The organism is Eubacterium aggregans (genome assembly GCF_900107815.1).
In the GTDB taxonomy this organism is placed as follows: domain Bacteria; phylum Bacillota; class Clostridia; order Eubacteriales; family Eubacteriaceae; genus Eubacterium_O; species Eubacterium_O aggregans.
This window is the reverse complement of sequence record NZ_FNRK01000001.1, coordinates 116,250-131,925: the sequence shown is the minus strand read 5'-3', so window position 1 is coordinate 131,925 and position 15,676 is coordinate 116,250. Positions and strand designations below refer to the sequence as shown.

14 protein-coding genes are annotated in these 15,676 nt (G+C 52.9%); 12 read left to right on the top strand and 2 right to left on the bottom strand.

All coding sequences use genetic code 11. The features are described from left to right. Positions 1-20 precede the first annotated feature (20 nt). Positions 21-212, top strand: coding sequence for a hypothetical protein (locus BLW33_RS00640; protein ID WP_090304141.1), 192 nt, complete (start codon positions 21-23; stop codon positions 210-212). Between the two features lie 153 nt (positions 213-365). Further along, entirely contained in the window at positions 366-1,172 is an 807-nt protein-coding gene (locus tag BLW33_RS00635) for an exopolyphosphatase (RefSeq protein ID WP_423230226.1), read from the top strand. 66 nt (positions 1,173-1,238) lie between these two features. Here BLW33_RS00635 and BLW33_RS00630 read toward each other — a convergent pair whose 3' ends face one another. Next, positions 1,239-1,727: a PTS sugar transporter subunit IIA gene (locus BLW33_RS00630; protein WP_090304139.1), complete on the bottom strand. Its 489-nt coding sequence runs from the start codon at positions 1,725-1,727 to the stop codon at positions 1,239-1,241. A gap of 160 nt (positions 1,728-1,887) precedes the next feature. Between BLW33_RS00630 and BLW33_RS00625 the strand changes: the two genes are divergently transcribed. The 8 genes from BLW33_RS00625 (at position 1,888) to BLW33_RS00590 (ending at position 12,277) form a co-directional block, all read left to right on the top strand. Continuing rightward, positions 1,888-2,871 (top strand): LacI family DNA-binding transcriptional regulator, encoded by a 984-nt coding sequence (locus tag BLW33_RS00625; protein ID WP_090304138.1) that lies wholly within the window; start codon positions 1,888-1,890, stop codon positions 2,869-2,871. Positions 2,872-3,075: 204 nt separating this feature from the next. Continuing rightward, positions 3,076-4,452, top strand: coding sequence for a sucrose-specific PTS transporter subunit IIBC (locus BLW33_RS00620; protein WP_090304136.1), 1,377 nt, complete (start codon positions 3,076-3,078; stop codon positions 4,450-4,452). Positions 4,453-4,459: 7 nt separating this feature from the next. Beyond that, on the top strand, positions 4,460-5,914 hold the full coding sequence (locus BLW33_RS00615) for a glycoside hydrolase family 32 protein (RefSeq protein WP_176966562.1): 1,455 nt from the start codon (positions 4,460-4,462) through the stop codon (positions 5,912-5,914). Then, positions 5,907-6,884, top strand: a complete 978-nt coding sequence (locus BLW33_RS00610; protein WP_090304133.1) for a carbohydrate kinase family protein — start codon at positions 5,907-5,909, stop codon at positions 6,882-6,884. Before BLW33_RS00615 ends, BLW33_RS00610 begins: the two co-directional genes overlap by 8 nt. A gap of 118 nt (positions 6,885-7,002) precedes the next feature. Beyond that, the gene (locus tag BLW33_RS00605; RefSeq protein ID WP_090304131.1) at positions 7,003-7,491 is read left to right on the top strand and encodes a GNAT family N-acetyltransferase; all 489 of its coding nucleotides are present in this window, start codon (positions 7,003-7,005) and stop codon (positions 7,489-7,491) included. 183 nt (positions 7,492-7,674) lie between these two features. Beyond that, entirely contained in the window at positions 7,675-9,951 is a 2,277-nt protein-coding gene (locus tag BLW33_RS00600; protein WP_090304129.1) for a hydratase, read from the top strand. Positions 9,952-10,253: 302 nt separating this feature from the next. Further along, the gene (locus BLW33_RS00595) at positions 10,254-10,997 is read left to right on the top strand and encodes a LytR/AlgR family response regulator transcription factor (RefSeq protein WP_176966561.1); all 744 of its coding nucleotides are present in this window, start codon (positions 10,254-10,256) and stop codon (positions 10,995-10,997) included. Positions 10,998-11,008: 11 nt separating this feature from the next. After that, entirely contained in the window at positions 11,009-12,277 is a 1,269-nt protein-coding gene (locus BLW33_RS00590; RefSeq protein WP_176966560.1) for a sensor histidine kinase, read from the top strand. A gap of 204 nt (positions 12,278-12,481) precedes the next feature. On the opposite strand, the gene BLW33_RS00585 is transcribed toward BLW33_RS00590, so the two are convergent. Continuing rightward, positions 12,482-13,846 carry an MATE family efflux transporter gene (locus BLW33_RS00585; protein ID WP_090304124.1) on the bottom strand — a complete coding sequence of 455 codons (1,365 nt, stop codon included), beginning with the start codon at positions 13,844-13,846 and terminating at the stop codon, positions 12,482-12,484. A gap of 188 nt (positions 13,847-14,034) precedes the next feature. Between BLW33_RS00585 and BLW33_RS00580 the strand changes: the two genes are divergently transcribed. Together BLW33_RS00580 and BLW33_RS00575 are read left to right on the top strand one after the other, a co-directional pair. Continuing rightward, positions 14,035-14,826 carry a sensor histidine kinase gene (locus BLW33_RS00580; protein WP_090304122.1) on the top strand — a complete coding sequence of 264 codons (792 nt, stop codon included), beginning with the start codon at positions 14,035-14,037 and terminating at the stop codon, positions 14,824-14,826. Continuing rightward, positions 14,795-15,676, top strand: a complete 882-nt coding sequence (locus BLW33_RS00575; RefSeq protein ID WP_090304120.1) for a GGDEF domain-containing response regulator — start codon at positions 14,795-14,797, stop codon at positions 15,674-15,676. Before BLW33_RS00580 ends, BLW33_RS00575 begins: the two co-directional genes overlap by 32 nt.

The window sequence follows — 15,676 nt, the reverse complement described above, 5'->3', positions numbered from 1 at the left end:
TTAGAAAAGAGGTAAAGCTCATGTCAACCTGCGATAACACCCGTCCCTGCCCCTGCACCGCCAATTGTAAGCGTCACGGCAAATGCTGTGACTGTGTCGCCCACCATCGGGACAAGGGACAGCTGCCCGGATGCTTCTTCAGCACAGAGGGGGAAGCCCTCCATGACCGGAACCTTTCGGTATTTTTGAAGGACCGGGGAATAACCGAATAAAGCTTGCGGCAGAAAAAGAAAAAGAAAAAAGGTGAGAGAATGCGATTAGTCACACGTTCAGATTTTGATGGCTTGGCCTGTGGTGCCCTTTTAAAGGAAGCGGGCATCATCGACCATTAGAAGTTTGCCCATCCCAAGGATTTACAGGATGGCTTGGTACCCGTTGATGCAGACGATTGTCTGGCCAACGTACCCTATGTTCCAGGGGGTGGCCTGTGGTTCGACCATCATTCCAGCGAGTACGAGCGCCTGGAGCTGGCGGGAAAATACAAGGGGGAAAGCCGAATCGCACCTTCCTGTGCCCGGATCATTTACGACTATTATGGTGGAGAGGAACGCTTCCCTCAGTTTACGGAAATGATGGCGGCGGTGGATAAAGTGGATTCCGCCAACCTGACCATTGATGAAATCCAGAACCCCACGGAATGGATTTTAATTGGTTATCTGATGGACCCCCGGACCGGACTGGGACGTTGGCGGGATTTTACCATCTCCAATTACCAGCTCATGGAAAAGCTCATCGATGCCTGCCGGACCATGAGCACCGAGGAAATCCTGGCCCTGCCCGATGTGATTGAACGCATTGCGCTGTACCGGGAGCAGACGGAAAAATTTGTGGCCATGGTCAAGGACCATAACCGGACTGAGGGGAAGGTAATCATCTCCAATCTCCGGGGAGTGGACCCCATTTACTCTGGGAACCGCTTTATGATTTACAGCATGTACCCGGAGCAGAATATCTCAGCCTGGATTGCCAGTGGCCGTGGCGGGCAGGGCTGCAGTGCAGCTGTGGGCTACAGTGTTTTAAAGGACACCGCTACCCTCAACGTGGGGAGCCTGATGTTAAAATATCAAGGGGGTGGCCACGGGCGGGTGGGCACCTGCCAATTTTCGGATGAAACCATGGACGCGGGCCTGCCGGCGATGCTGGACGAGCTGTGTGCCTTGGCCAACGCTTAAGGGATTCCGGATAATCAGGCATTCAAAAAGCACCCATTATGGGGTGCTTTTTGTCATGATGGGGGTTTACGATTCGACCACCATCACCGGGGTTTCCCCTGCGATGGCGGTGCCGTCTTCCTCAATGCGCACCGCTTTCCCATTGGGTTCGGCGACGACGCAGATGACGACGTCGGAGTGGCCGGCCTTGGCGATGGCTTCGGAGCTGAATCGGATGAGGGGGGTACCGGTGGTGACGGTATCGCCCACGGAGACGAGCTCTTCAAAGCCTTCGCCCTGCATGTTGACGGTATCGACGCCGATGTGGACGAGGAGGTCGATGCCGCAGGCCAGGCTGAGGCCGCAGGCGTGGCCGCTGCCTTCCATCAGGACGGTCACCGTACCCTCCGCCGGCGCAAGAACCACCTCGTCGGTGGGCGCGATGGCGAAGCCATCCCCTAATATCTTCTGGGAGAAGACTTCGTCCGGTACTTCGCTCAAGGGGAGGATCCGGCCGCTCACCATGGCGTAGACGATTGGATCAACCGCTTTCTTTTTCCTGTTAAATAATCCCATAATACTCTCCTATCCCAAACTGTATTGATTGCATTGATTCGATTATACTAAAAGATGACTGGAAATGATGAAGAAGACAAATATTTATCCTTGTCTTTAAAGGATGGCGGCTTTTGCCCAAAAATGATATAATGCCTTCAAATCGAATGGGGAGAAAAGCATGAACATTTCAGACATTGCACGGCTGGCGGGAGTATCGCCGGCCACTGTATCCCGCTACCTTAACAACGGCTATGTGAGTGCAGAAAAAAAAGCGATTATTAAAAAGGTCATCGACGAAACGGGCTATTCGCCCCTGGCGTCGGCTCAGAGCCTTAGGCAGCGGCGAAACCGGGTTATCGGGGTTATCGTGCCGAAGCTCAGCTCAGAATCCATCAGTCGGGTGGTGGAGGGCATCAGCCTGGGGCTTTCCGACAGCGGCTACCATCTCTTTTTGGGAAACACCGGAAATGATGTGGCATCGGAGCTGGATTACCTGGCCTTATTCCAGAATAATTTTGTGGATGGGGTCATCTTCATCGCCACGGAGATTACGCCTAGACACCGACGTTTATTCAATCAATACACCAAGCCCCTGGTGGTGGTGGGCCAGTTGGCCGAGGGGATGCCCAGCGTCTACCACGATGATGAGGGGGCGGCCTATGCGGTGGTGGATCATATGATCGCCCAGGGCTCAAGGCGGATTGCCTTCCTGGGGGTCAAGTCCGGTGATGCGGCTGCCGGTCTGGGCCGCCACGAGGGATACCGAAGAGCCCTGCTGGACCACGGCCTGGAGCCGGAGCCTACCCTGTATCAGGAGGTGGAATTTTCCATTGCCGATGGGTATCGGGGGGCGCTGCGCCTCCTCGACGGGGGGCAATCCTTTGACGGCCTTTTCTGTGCCACGGATAATATCGCCATCGGCGCCATGAATTGCCTGCATTACAGCAAGCTGTCTGTCCCCGGGGATGTCCGGGTCGCTGGGGTGGGGGATTCCATGGTGTCCAAGGCCCTGCTGCCCGCCCTGACGTCTGTGCATCTGTACTATCAGACCAGTGGTCAGGAGGCGGCGCAAATGGTCATGGGCCATTTGGAACGGGGACAATCCGTCAATAAGCAGCTGCGATTAGGCTTTGAATTGTGTGAAAGAGAAAGCACAATGTGATATTAATTTCACATAAAATTACAGAAGAGCACCGGATGGATGGTGCTTTTTATTTGGATTTTTTTGAATTTATATATTGACAATACCGGGGATAGGGGAGTATAATGCAATCAAATAAGAAATCAGTTCCATATTTCGTTTCATAAAGAGGAACTGATGGAAAAAGCCGAGAATGGTATGGAACTAATTTCATAGGAGGGTAAGATGGATTATCAAAAGGTTGCGACGGAGCTTTTAAAGGGTGTGGGCGGTCAGGAGAATGTGGCTTCTGCGGCGCATTGTGCGACGCGTCTCCGGCTGGTCCTGGTGGATGATGCCAAATTGGACCGGGAGGGCATTGAGAATACCGATGGGGTGAAGGGCGTCTTCGTGGCCCAGGGTCAGGTGCAAATCATCCTGGGTACGGGTGTGGTCAATAAGGTGTACGATGCCTTTACCGCCAGCGGCGGCCTTGAGGAGGCCAGCAAGGCGGAGGTCAAGGAAGCGGCGGCTCAAAAGATCAGTCCCTTTAAGCGGCTGATCAAAACCGTTGGGGATATCTTCGTTCCCATCATCCCGGCCATTGTGGCCAGCGGTCTGCTCATGGGTCTTCTGGAGGGGCTGGCAGCGGCATTCCCCATGCTGGCGGATAACGGCACCTACCAGCTCATCCATTTGTTCTCCAATGCGGCCTTCGTCTTTCTCCCCATTCTCATCGCCATCAGTGCGGCGAAGACCTTTGGGGGCAATACCTTCTTAGGCGCCGTCATCGGGATGATCATGATTCACCCGGATCTGCTGAATGCCTGGTCTGTGGGCTCCATGGCTCCCTCGGAAATCGCTAACGTACCGGTTTGGTTTGGTCTGTACCATATCAACCTGGTGGGCTATCAGGGCCATGTCATCCCTGTGATTATCGCCGTGTGGCTGATGTCCTTCATTGAAAGACGCCTGCACAAGATGGTTCCGGAAATGATCGATCTCTTTGTCACGCCTCTGGTGACGGTGCTGGTCACTGGTTATCTGACCATGACGGTCATCGGACCGGTCTTCTCCACGTTGGAAAGCTACGCCCTCAACGGGGTACAGATGCTCATCGCCATTCCCTTCGGCATTGGTGCCTTCCTGATGGGCGGCCTGTACGCTCCTACGGTGGTGACTGGGATTCACCACATGTACAATGTCATCGAGGCGGGGATGCTGTCCGCTGGCGGGGTGAACACCTGGATGCCCATCGCATCGGCCGCCAACGTGGCCCAGGGGGCAGCTGCCCTGGCCTTTGGTTTGAAGACGAAGAATGCCAAGTTGAAGGAGCTGGCCCTGCCCGCATCCCTGTCTGCCTTCCTGGGGATTACGGAACCGGCCATCTTCGGGGTCAATCTCCGATTCATGAAACCCTTCATCGCCGGATGTATTGGTGGGGCCTGCGGGGCCATGGTTTCATCCATCCTTCATGTGGGGGCCACCGCCTACGGCATCACGGGCCTCTTCGGATTTCTCATCACCACCCAGAGTGCCTTCGGTTATCTGCTGACCATCGTGGTGGCCGCCGTCATTGCCTTCGCCGTAACCTGGTTCCTCAAGATTGATGAAAGCCTGTGAGGCGATAATGATTAACCAACAGGATTTATTGGCCAAGGCATTGTCCGCAGAAAAGCGGGGGATGCCTTGGCTTTCCCGGCCGATGCACGTCCATCTGCTTCCTCCGGTGGGCTGGATGAACGATCCCAATGGCCTCTGCCAATGGAAGGGGGAGGTGCACCTTTTCTTCCAATACAATCCCTTGGATACGGCGCCGGGTGCCACCAATTACTGGGGACATTACACCACCCGGGATTACATCCACTACGACTACCACATCCCGGCGCTCTGCGGCGATACCCCCTGGGATCAGAATGGGGTGTATTCTGGATCAGCCTGGGCGGACGGGGATCGGATGACCCTGTACTACACCGGGAATGTCAAGGCCGCTGGGGATCACGACTATATCCATACCGGGCGGGAGCACAATACCCTGATGGCGCAAAGCGCCGACGGCATCCACTTTTCCAACAAGCGCCTGCTTCTGAGCAATGCCGATTACCCCAAGGATTTGACCCTGCATGTGCGGGACCCCAAGGTGGTGGCAAGCGATGGCAAGCGCCAGATGCTCTTAGGTGCCCGGAGTAATAGGGATGTGGGGGAGGTATTGGTGTACGAGGAGGATGGACCCGAAAAATGGCGGTTAACAAATCGCCTGTCCACGGCGACGCCTCTGGGCTACATGTGGGAATGCCCGGATTATTTTGAACTGGGGGGGAAGGGATTCTTATCCATCTCACCCCAGGGTGTGCCGGCCCGCGGCGATTGCTGCCAGAATATTTATCAAAGTGGGGTCCTGGAAATGGCCGGGACGCTGGCTGAGGGACAGCCCATAGATGATTTTGTGGAGTATGATCGGGGCTTCGACTTTTACGCCCCCCAGACCTTTGCGGATGAGAAGGGCCGTCGGATTCTGGTGGCTTGGATGGGTCTGCCGGATGCCCCCTACACAACCCCCACGGTTTCCGAGGGTTGGATCCATGCCCTGACCCTGCCCCGGGAGCTGTCGGTTCAGGATGGGCGGTTGTGCCAGAGGCCCCTTCCAGAGCTGAAAGCCCTGCGTCAGGGGCATTGCGAGGTTGGGGTCATCCGGGAGGGTGTCACCCTTCCGCTGCCCCGATGCTTTGAAGCGATCTTCCACAACGATGATCCAGCGGCACCCTTTCGCCTCACGCTCTTCGACGGGTGCGCGCTGACCTACGAGGGGGGGATGCTGTCCCTGTCCTTTGAACCAAAATGCGGCCAGGGCCGGACCCTGCGTCGGGTGCGCCTGGATCAGGTCCGCCGACTGCATTTCTTTGTGGATGAGACCGCCCTGGAAATCTTTGTGGATGGGGGGCATACGGTCCTCACCTCGCGGTTTTTCCCTGAGGCCGGGGCAGACACCCTAAAAATCTACAGTGGTGCTGCCCGTTTTGAGTATTGGCCGCTTTCATCCTTTCAGTATGAGGATTGCAGCGGGAAGGAGTTTGAACATGTATGATATCAGCGCCATCGGCGAAGTATTGATCGACTTTACCCCCATGGAAACCGAGGCGGGAATGGGTCCAAGCTTTTCGGCTAATCCTGGAGGTGCCCCGGCCAACGTATTGGTCCAGGGGGCTCGGCTGGGGAGTAAGACTGCCTTCCTGGGAAAGGTGGGACAGGATGCCTTTGGCCATTTTCTGAAGCAGAATCTGGAGGACAACGGCGTGGACTGCCAGGGACTGGTGATGACCGAGACGGCACCCACCACCCTGGCCTTCGTCCATCTGGATGATCGGGGGGACCGATCCTTCAGCTTCTATCGCCGACAATGTGCGGATACCCTTCTGACCAAGGGCGAAATCGCCATGTCCGTCATCAAAAATAGCCGGGTATTCCATTTTGGATCGGTCTCCCTGACCGACGAACCCACCCGGTCCACGACGCTGACGGCGGTGGCCCTCGCCCGGTACAGTGGTGCCATGATCAGTTACGATCCCAACTATCGGCCCCTGCTCTGGGCCAATGAGCAGCAGGCGGTGAAGGCGATGCGAGACGGTCTTGCCTATGCGGATATCCTCAAGGTATCCGAGGAGGAGGCCCGATTGCTGACAGGGGAAGCGGATTTGGAGCGGGCAGCAGCGGCCCTCTATGAAGCCGGTCCCACCCTGGTGTGCGTCACTCTGGGACATCAAGGGGCTTATTTCTTCAATGGGTCCGCCAAGGGGTACGTTCCGGCGTTTTCTCTGGCTGCGGTAGACACCACCGGCGCTGGCGATGCCTTCTTTGGAGCCCTCCTGCATCAGCTCAGCCCTATGTGCGTGGAGGACCTCCCCTACCTCAAGGAAAAGGAACTGATGGCATTCTTTCGCCGGGCCAATGCCGCCGGTGGTTTGACTACAACGGGGTATGGGGCCATCCCATCGATGCCCGGTCCGGAGGCCATTGAGGCATTGTGTCGCAAAAAAACAACATCTTGTCCCCGATAAATGCTATAATCCAAAGGGGTGAAAGCCTGGAGAAATCATTTGTTAGAGCGCCGTCACTGGCGCTTTTTTTCGCATCAGCGAAAAAAATGAGACGTGTATCAACAAGGAGGAACCAAGGATGAATAGCACATTTCGAAACGCTGTGCGGGCGGATGTCCCGCTGATTTTAACCTTCATCAAGGAGCTGGCGGCCTATGAGAAAATGACCGACGAGGTAGTGGCCACGGAGGCGCTGCTGGAGGAATGGCTCTTCGAGCAAAAGAAGGCCGAGGTCATCTTCGCCTTAGAGGGCGATTGTGAGGTGGGCTTCGCCCTCTTCTTCCACAATTTCTCCACCTTCCTGGGCCGGGCGGGCCTGTATCTGGAGGATCTCTACGTCAGGCCGGAGTACCAGGGCCGGGGATACGGCAAGGCTATTTTATCGCGCCTGGCGCAGATTGCCGTGGAGCGGAAATGCGGCCGCCTGGAGTGGTGGTGCCTGGACTGGAACCAGAGCAGCATCGATTTTTATCGGGGGATGGGGGCGGAGCCCATGTCGGACTGGACGGTCTACCGCATCGCCGGGGAGACACTAACGCAGCTGGGTGCCCCCACGGCGGAGGAATAATGGTCACCGCCAGGGACCACCTGTATTTTTTTCATTTTATCGACAGGAATCTTGTGATATAATACTAGCAAAGCAAAGATTGGATACAGAATACATAATGGTTCAAGGGGCCCGCTGGCGACCTGAAAAGGGACGAGCGTGGCCGTCGATGGACGTGCATATTGACGAAACAGGAGGAAGACGATGGTTAAATTATACGACGGCGGTGTCTATCTAGTGAAGGGCACCGAGATTTTTGAGGATGCCCAGGGGGTGAAGGCCGCCACCGGCCAGGCGGTGAATGCCGCCGATGCCAGCAAGGGCACCATGGCCTATAGCATTTTAGAAGCCCATAATACCTCGGGGAACATGGACGCACTGAAGGTGAAATTCGACGCCATGGCCTCCCACGATATTACCTTCGTGGGGATCGTCCAGACGGCTAAGGCCTCGGGGATGGAAAAATTCCCCATTCCCTACGTGCTCACCAACTGCCACAACTCTCTGTGCGCCGTGGGGGGGACCATCAATGAGGACGACCACGTCTTCGGTCTCTCCGCTGCCAAGAAATACGGCGGGATTTATGTTCCCCCCCATCAAGCCGTGATTCATCAGTATATGCGGGAAACCATGGCCGGCTGCGGCAAGATGATTCTAGGCTCCGACAGCCACACCCGCTACGGTGCCCTGGGCACCATGGCCATTGGCGAAGGGGGCGGGGAGCTGGTTAAGCAGCTCCTGTGCGATACCTATGATATTAATTACCCTGGGGTAGTGGCGGTGTATCTGGATGGCGCACCCCAGCCCGGGGTGGGACCCCAGGATATTGCCCTGGCCATCATCGGGGCGGTCTTTAAAAACGGCTATGTGAAGAATAAGGTCATGGAATTCGTGGGGCCGGGGATTGCATCCATGGAGACAGACTACCGTAACGGTGTGGATGTTATGACCACGGAAACCACCTGCCTCACCTCCATCTGGCAGACGGATGAGGATACCCGAGCCTTCCTGGCACAGCACGGCCGGGCAGACGCCTACAAGAAGCTGAAGCCTGAAGAGGTGGCCTACTATGACGGCATGGTCTACGTGGACTTAAGCACGGTTAAGCCCATGATCGCCCTGCCCTTCCACCCCAGCAATACCTACGAAATCGACGTGCTCAACGCCAACCTGGCCGATATCCTCCATAAGGTGGAAACCGAGGCCCTGGAATTTACGAAAGGGACGGATGTGCAGTTCTCCCTGACCGATAAAATTGTGGATGGGAAGCTGACTGTCCAGCAGGGGATTATTGCGGGGTGTGCCGGGGGGACCTATTCCAATATTATGGAAGCCGCCCACATCCTAAAGAACGCTGGTATCGGCAACGACGAATTTACCCTGGCGGTTTACCCCTCCTCCCAGCCCGTTTTCCTGGATCTGGTGAAGAAGGGGGCCATTGCCGACCTGATGGCGGCAGGGGCTACCATTAAAACCGCCTTCTGCGGGCCTTGCTTTGGGGCAGGGGATACCCCGGCCAACAATGCCCTGTCCATCCGCCACACCACCCGTAACTTCCCCAACCGGGAAGGTTCTAAGCCTGGGGTGGGTCAGCTTTCCGCTGTGGCACTCATGGATGCCCGGTCCATTGCCGCCTCTGCGGCAAACGGTGGGGTACTGACTTCTGCCACGGCCTACGCGGACGATTATGTGGCACCGGAATACCATTATGACGATGCGCCTTATAAGGTCCGGGTGTACCAGGGCTTTGAAAAGGCGGAAACCAAAGATAACCTGGTGTACGGCCCCAATATTAAGGATTGGCCGGAAATGAGTCCATTGGCGGACAACATCCTGTTGAAGGTATGTTCCAAAATCATGGATGAGGTTACCACCACCGATGAGCTGATCCCCTCTGGGGAAACCTCCTCCTACCGTTCCAATCCTTTGGGACTGGCAGAATTCACCCTCTCCCGGCGGGACCCGGAATACGTGGGCCGGAGCAAGGTAGTGGATGCCATTGAAAAGGCTCGGGTGGCCGGAGAAAATCCGGTGGACACGGCCCAGGAGCTGGCACCCATTTATGCCCAGATTGCAGAAATCAGCCCGGAAGCCCCGGCCCAGGAGATTGAGATTGGCAGCATGATCTACTGCGTCAAGCCTGGGGATGGTTCTGCCCGGGAACAGGCCGCCAGTTGCCAGCGGGTCATTGGGGGCCTGGCCAACATCGCCAAGGAATACGCCACTAAGCGTTATCGCTCCAATGTAATGAACTGGGGGATGCTGCCCTTCCAAATGGCAGCGGAGCCGGACTTCGAGGTGGGGGATTATATCTACATCCCCGGGGTCAGAGCGGCGCTGGATGGAGATATGAAAGAAATAAAGGCCTATGTGCTGGGGGATATCGTTAGAGCGATCACCCTTTACATCGCCCCCATGACCGAGGATGAAAAGAAAATCGTCAAGGCCGGCTGCCTGATTAATTACAACCGAAACCGGTAGATTGGGGTCATCACTCCTAGATTAACCGAAGTATAAAACAAAAAATAAGGCGTTCTATTAAAAGCTTGCTTTTATATGGAATGCCTTATTTTTGATTTCCACCGCATAACAGAATCTGTTGTATTAAGAAGAATACCCCCCTAAAAGGAAGGAATGTGCAAAAAAGGCACAAAATTGCGTAGAATTTGTAAGGGCATTTATATTTTTTGATGCGATGATCCCACGGATTATATTATACTAATACATAAGGGAAAGCCACCCTAGGTGCTTACCGTGGATGAATGAAGTGTAAAGAGGTGAGGATGATGCGAATAGCTGTCTGCGACGATAATATAGAGGATTTAAAATGGATGTGCCAGACGGTAAGGACGGCCCAGGAGTCTCTAAAAATTCGGCCGGCCGGGCTCAGTGTTTTTGAAGGGGGTGGGGCCTTGATGGAAAAGCTTCAGGAGGGACAGACCTTTGATTTGTATTTCCTGGATTTACTCATGCCGGATATCCATGGCATTGACCTGGGGCAGCAGATTCGCCTGGGGGATGAAAGGGCGGATATCGCCTATACCACCAGCTCCCCGGAATTCGCCTTGGATGCCTACAGTGTCCATGCCCTGGACTATTTAATCAAGCCCGTGGAGCAGGAAAAGGTAGTCTATGTCCTTAAACGGGTGGCTAAACGCCTTGCCCAGGACGAAAAGAAGTTTTGTCTCCATATCCGGGGGGATAAGCTGGAGGTCCCCATGAACCAAATCTGTTATGCAGAAAACGTGTCCCGCTGTGTGAATCTCGTTCTGGCGGGCGGCAACCGGCTGGTGGGGGTTACCAATCGGAGCAGCTTTGAAACCTCGGTAGCCAGTCTGTTGGAAGCCCCGGGCTTTGTACAATGCCATAAATCCTTTGTGGTGAATCTGCTCTATGTCAATGATTTTATGGGGGACAGCTTGTTTTTAGACAATGGGCAGCGGATTCCCGTGAGCCGCAGCCAGGTGACCCCTGTGCGACGGGTCTGGCTTGCCTATGCCGCCGCCCGGGGAATGGGTGATGGATGATGATGACCCTTATGGAACCAAAATTTTGGCAGTATCTTTTTTCCCTACTGGTTATGCTGGCCTTTACCATTTACTTTTCAGAGCGCCGCTACAGCCTTAGTAAAACCTGTGCCATTGCGGGGATTTGTTTTGTCCTCATTGGTGTGGGGAATTGGATCATGCTTTTTGGTGGGGTGAGTGAAGGGACCATGATCCTCATTACCATCCTGACCATTCTGGTAACCCAGGGAACGGTCCTTTGGATTAATCAATATCGGGATTTTAGAGGGCTCTTCACAGGGATTACCGGGGCCGCCTATGTTTTGGTGGGAAGTGTCTGCTGGTCTTTAATCCATATCTTCACTGGAAATGACCGATTGGCACTATTCGTTCAGGCCGGGGCATATGTCGTTCTTTTCTTTACCCTTGGGAAGTTCCTGCGCCAGCATTATTTTGAAGAATTGCGGCACCGAAAAACGGGATGGGGGAGCCTGTGTCTGGTACCGGCATTATTCTATGCGGCGGTCTACACCATGGTGGTTTGGGCGACCAATATCTACACCGTTCCCACCAATGGCCTGGGAACCCTGATGGTCCTGCTCATTCTTTTTATTGACTACGCCTTGATTTTTCAGATCCTGAGTCAAAACCGAAAGGAGCTGTCTTTACTTCGGGCCAATGACTACCTCCAAAGTTACACCAAACATTTGGAGCGGGAAAGTGGGAATATCCGAAAGGGGGAAGAGGCAACCGCCATTCTACGCCATGATATGCGTCATCGGGTACGGATTATTGACAGTTACCTCAAAATGGGCCAGGTAGAGCAGGCCCGGGATGTTCTAAGGGCAGTGGAAGAAAGTCTGGATGCTGTTCGGGTAGAGCGCTACTGTGAGAACAGTGCCATTAACGGGGTTGTCAGTTATTTGGCCGTCATGGCCGCTGAATCTAACATCACCCTGACCACGGCCCTGGACATTCCGGAGGATTTGGCTGTACCAGAATTCGAACTGGCCACGGTTATTTCCAATCTCTTAGAGAATGCCGTAGAGGGAGCTGCCCAGGTGATGGGGGACCGCTGGGTCAGAATCACGGCCAATCGTTTTAAAGGGCGATTGGTTTTTGAAATTCGAAATACCTGTAGCAGTCAAATGAGTACCGATGGCGCCGCGCTGCCGCCGACTTCCAAGGGTGATGGCCACGGCTTGGGTCTCCAAAGCGTCTTGGCCTTTACGAAACGGTACGATGCCGCCTTTGACTACACCGTGGAATCCGGGGTATTCATCGTGCGGTTGATGGTGTGAACGATGCAAAAATGGTAAAAATCTGCGATAAATTCGGACTTGTGATTTGGGTGTGCGATCGGTATACTTAAACCTAAGTAAGAAAGAGAATGTCGGAATGCTACATAGCCTAAAGTCGCATGGGGTAGCCCCATGTGCCAACAAAAAAACAGAACAGTTCGCTGATTCTGTTTTTTTGTTGGCGAAAGAAAGGGATTGCCGGAACTAAGCCTTTGACATATAATCAGGAACCAGAGCGGTGCGTCGGTAATCGAGGAGTAAAGAGGTCGTAATAATCAGGGTGGCCAAGAATTCTGAAATTGGGATGCTGTAGCTTAGGGCGTACATTCCAAAGAGTGTGGGTATGAGGGTAACGCATAATCCCGGAAGAATAATACCCTGGAGGAGGCTTAGCAGGAGGGCTTTCCCCGGACGAAGGATGCATTGATAGTAATAAATCACATAAATATTGTAGAAGGTAAAAATAAAGGCCAGGGATAACTGCCTGAAAATAACTGGAATCATGGCATCCATCTCAGGATGGGTGCTTTGGATAAATAAATTAGTAACCTCCTTGGGGAAAAAGCAGAGAGTGGCAGCGACGATACCGCAGATCACAAAGCAGATAGCAATGGTTCGACGGTTTAAAGCGGATACCCGGGTCCTTAGCCCCGCACCGTAGTTTTTAGCCAACAAGGGGGTGGTGGCGCGGCCAATGGCGAAGGCGTAGGAACGCATTACCGTTAAAATATTCCAGATAAAGCTGGAAATGGGAATGGCGTAGTAATAGGCCTCGGGGAGGGTGCCCTTGGCCTTGGAGACGATAATGAGCAAGGCGACAAGGGTCCCAAAGGAGCAATAGCTGATGAAGGTGGGGGCCCCTGTTTTTATAATATTCCACAGCTTGTGCCCAAAATGGGTCATATCCACAAGGTGGATGGTGCAACGGGAGGAAAAAAAGTGGAGCATCAGAATAATGAGGCCGATGATTTGGGAGAGGGTGGTGGAAAGGCCAATACCCACGATGCCCAATTCCAGAACAAAGGTGAAAAAATAGTCTCCAAAGATATTAAAGACCGAGGCAACGACTGTGGCCAAGACAACCCAGTAGGGGGAATTGTCATATCGTACGAAACAGGCGGTCGTAATAAAAAGAATATAGACCGGAAAGCCTAGCCGCATATAAAAGGTATAAAGGCGAATGAGCTGAAGAATGGCAAGGTCCCCACCACTTAAAAAGGATAAAATGGAGTCTTGAAAGAAATTAAAGCTAAACCACAGAGTGACCGAGAGAATCACCGCTGCAATCATGGTGACCATGAAGTATTGGTTGGCCTCATTGTCATCTCCTCGGCCAGCGGCTACCGCCGTTAAAATAGAGCCGCCAATACCAAAGAGGTAGCCAAAGCCGTTGATAATCATCCAAAGTGGGATTGTCCGGCTGAGGATGATCCCTGCAATGGAACCTTCAATTATAGAAATAAAAATAATATCGATAAAGCTGTAAAGCGAAATCATCAGGGCGCCAATTAATGAAGCAGTGATAAACTTAAAGAGTAATGACTTAGGCTTTTCATTTAAAAGAGGCATCGCATCCACCCGATTTCCTTAGAATTTAAGAAGAACTTACTGAATTGAAGCTATTATAGCACCTTCAAATGGATTTAATCTTTAAGAAAAAGAAGAATTTCAAAGGAGAGGTATAGATTTTTAATCGATTGAGATATTTTTTTGATAAAATTTGATAAAATAGGAAAATAAAGAGAAGGGAGTGCAGTATGGAGGTGAGAGAGGACCAAGGGCATCATCAGCAAATTCGGGCGTTCCTGATTATTATTCTGGGTTTAGTGATCGCCACCGCTTTGGGATTTTGGTTGCGGAGCATGGGTATTTCTGAAACAAATATGGTGGTTGTTTACATTTTGTCTGTAATCCTCATCTCCCGATTGACTCCGGGGTATCTCTGGGGCATTATTGCTGCCGTTTTGGCAACCGCCGCTTTTAACTATTTTTTTACCAGTCCCTTCCATTCCTTTTCGGTGGATGACCCCACCTACTGGATTACCTTTTTTATTATGACGGCAACAGCAATTATCATATCGGCCATGAATGTCCGGCTTCAGGAGAGTATCCAGGTGGAAGCGGAGGCGAAGCGCGAGCATTATCGGAATCAGCTGCTGCGATCCATCTCCCATGATCTGCGTACCCCTCTGACGGGGATTAAAGGAACCTCAGAAATGATTTTGCAAATGACCGAAAGGACAGATCCCCGTTATGCCATGGCAGAGGGAATCCATCAGGACGCCAACTGGCTCCAGGAGATGGTGGAAAATGTACTGAGCCTGACCCGGCTCCAGGATGACGGCGCTACCTTGATCCGAACCCCGGAGGTGGCGGAGGAAATCATTGGAAGTGCCGTGGTTTTGGCGGCAGCCCGGGCACCGGACCACATTATCCAGACGGAAATGCCCGAAGAGATTCTTTTTGTGCCCATGGATGCCCGGCTGATGGAGCAGGTGCTTTTAAACCTTTTGGGCAATGCCGTCTACAAATACTGTTTTAGTCATTGAAGACAACATTGTTAATCGCAAGGTCCTTTATAAAATATTAGAAGATGAATACAACGTGCTCGAGGCCCAGAATGGGGAAGAGGGTTTGGCCATGTTACAGGCGAATCCCCAGACCGCAGCCGTTATCTTAGACCTTGTCATGCCAGTCATGGATGGCTTTGCCTTCATGTCCAAAATCAAAGAGATCCCGGAATTTAAAGATACTCCGATTATCGTATCCACTGGGAGCAATAATCAAGAGGATGAAAAGCATGCACTCAGCTTAGGGGCATGGGATTTTGTGTTTAAGCCCTACATTCCAGAGATTTTAAAGTTTCGTTTGCGCCACGTTATTGAGCGGAGCCAAATGGCCGCTTTTGAGCGTTTGAAGTATCTGGCGGAATACGATACGCTGACGGATATCTACAATAAATCAAAATTTTCCACAGCGACCCGGGAGCTTTTGGAGGCCAACCCGGAGTATCCCTTTGCCTTTATTCGTTTCGATATCGACCGGTTCCAGCTGTTCAATGCTTTTTATGGGGATGAGGCAGGGGATGCATTCCTCAAATATCTGGCTGAACAGCTTAAAAAGCTGATGAAAGATTATCCTTTAGGCGTCTATGGGCGGATGGAGGCTGATATTTTTGCCGTTTGTGTGGCTTATACAGCAAAAGATGGGCTAGAGCAGATGATCGGTCGGTTTGTTGAGTTCTTCGGGGCTTATCAAAGTGACTTTAATATCATTCCCTCCTTTGGGATTTATTATTTGGACGACTATACTTTACCTGTTGGGATTATGCTGGACCGGGCCACTTTGGCCGCTCGGACCTGTAAAGGCAATTATATGAACCACATTGCCGTCTACTAA